A 1,522-nucleotide genomic window follows, 5' to 3' on the forward strand; every position below is an offset into this window, starting at 1 on the left:
CGCCCCACCCACGCCGGCCGAGCCCGCCACCTGATGGCGGCCACCGGACCAACCACACCAGACGAGGCGACGGCGCCCGACGAGTGGTCCGTCCGCAACCTTGACCTCGACGCCTACCTGCAGCGCATCGGGTACGACGGCCCGCTCGACCCGTCGCACGCCACGCTCGCGGGGCTGCACCGCGCGCACCTGGCGGCCATCCCGTTCGAGAACCTGGACCTGATGCTGGGCCGCGGCGTCCGCGTGGACTTCGACTCGATCCAGGCCAAGCTCGTCTTCGCGAACCGGGGCGGCTACTGCTACGAGCAAGGCCAGCTGTTCGGCGCGGTCCTGGAACGGCTCGGCTATCAGGTGGACCGGCTGCTCGCCCGGGTCGGCCCGGACGGCGAGCCGGTGCGCCCGCGCACCCACCTGACCCTGCGCGTCGGGGCGGACGGCGGGACCTGGCTCGCCGACGTTGGCTTCGGCAACTCGCCGCCCGGCCCGCTGGAGCTGGGCAAAACGAACACCAGCGCCCCGCAGGAACTAGACGGCTGGACCTACGAGATAGCCCCCGACGACGCCGAAGAAACCTGGAAGGTCCGCGAGCTGCAGGCCGGCGAGTGGGTCACGCTCTACAGGTACGAGGACCGGCCGGTGTACCCGGCGGACGTGGTGTTGTCGAACCACTTCACGGCGACCTACCCGGAGTCGTGGTTCACCTGGCAGCCGATCGTGGCCCGTCGCTACCCGGACGCCGTCCACGCCCTGGTCGGCCGGATGTACACCATCACCACCCCTGGCCACGTCAAGAACCGCAGGACGCTCTCCGACGAGGAATTCGCCACCTCGCTCAGTGATGTCTTCGGCCTGACCTTCACCGACGAGGAGCTGGCCACGCTGGTCGCGGCCCCGCGCGGCGCCGGCTAACGCCCAACCAAACGCCGCAAGGACGCCGGTTAGGCCTCCTGCTCCGCAATATCAGCCGCATCAGCCGACTCAACCGCATCAGCCGGCACAATCGGCGCAACAGGCCCAGCCGCCACAACAGCCTCGCCAGCAGCAGCGAGGACCCCCTCATGCCCCAAGGTACCCACCGTCGAACGCTCGTGCCTGAACCCCGGCAGCAGCCGCGCCACCACCAGCGCGCCGACCACGCAGGCCAGTCCTCCTGACACCACGGACACCGTGTCGCCGAACGCCGTCGCCACTACTCCGGCCTCTAGGTCGCCAAGTCGCGGCCCGCCGGCTACCACCGCCATCTGCACGCCTTGCAGCCGCCCCCGCATCGCGTCGGGCGCGGCGAACTGGATGATCGTGTTGCGGAACACCGCAGACACGACGTCCGCAAGGCCCGCGACGGCGAGCAGCAGCAGCGCCAACGGCAGGAAGCGCACCACCCCGAAGCCGGCGATCGCCAGCCCCCACACGATGACCGCGCAGATCACCGCGAGCCCCTGACGGCGCACCCGCCCGACCCAGCCGCTGGTCAGCGCGCCGAGCAGCGCGCCAGCCCCGGGCGCCGCGTACAGCAGCCCGACGG

At 71.2% G+C, this 1,522-nt stretch carries 2 protein-coding genes; one reads left to right on the forward strand and one right to left on the reverse strand.

The window, feature by feature from the left end; genetic code table 11:
- Window positions 1-909: arylamine N-acetyltransferase family protein (locus tag WA805_RS19675; RefSeq protein WP_425243064.1), on the forward strand; the 909-nt coding region annotated here is incomplete at its 5' end.
- Window positions 910-938: 29 nt separating this feature from the next.
- On the opposite strand, the gene WA805_RS19680 is transcribed toward WA805_RS19675, so the two are convergent.
- Window positions 939-1,522 (reverse strand): MFS transporter (locus WA805_RS19680; RefSeq protein ID WP_425243065.1); only part of this gene is annotated, 584 nt, incomplete at its 5' end.

This window comes from Trebonia sp. (assembly GCF_049794275.1).
Lineage (GTDB): Bacteria > Actinomycetota > Actinomycetes > Streptosporangiales > Streptosporangiaceae > Trebonia.